Source organism: Campylobacter sp. S4:11, assembly GCF_024723695.1.
GTDB classification, from domain to species: domain Bacteria; phylum Campylobacterota; class Campylobacteria; order Campylobacterales; family Campylobacteraceae; genus Campylobacter_D; species Campylobacter_D jejuni_C.
The window spans coordinates 1-491 of record NZ_JANQDC010000094.1; the positions used below are offsets into that span (position 1 = coordinate 1).

Annotated in this window: 1 pseudogene; it reads left to right on the top strand. The window is 23.6% G+C overall.

The window, feature by feature from the left end:
- A pseudogene (locus CAMP5053_RS08360) lies at positions 1–491 on the top strand (hypothetical protein); the annotation flags it as partial.

The window sequence follows — 491 nt, forward strand, 5'->3', positions numbered from 1 at the left end:
TATTACCGAGCTTCTCTTCAAAATTATGCTAACACATTTTACTTTTTAGTTGGTAATGAACGAATTTTTTTTCGTTATCTTAATTTCATAAGTAATTTAAACTCAAATGAAAAACAAAAATACCTAAACTTAAGAGCCTCTACTAAAGATTTAGAAAAACAAATTTCTAAAGAAGAACTTAAATTTATAAAGCATTGTGAAGAATTTTATGATTATTTAGATAGCATAGGTTATTTGGATAAGGGAACCGAATATAAAAATGCAGCAATTTATTTTAAAATATCAATTCCAAGCTCTTTTTTACTTCATAACAATCAATTATGTTCTTTTAAAAATAGAAATTTCATGTTACAAAAAATAAAAGAGGGGTATAATATATTTAATAATTTAGATCCTGATGGCTCAAAACTTTTCGACAAGACATTAAAAGAAAATTTTAGGAATTATCGTAAGGATATATTACCTTTTCTAGAAGATACAATAAACAAAAT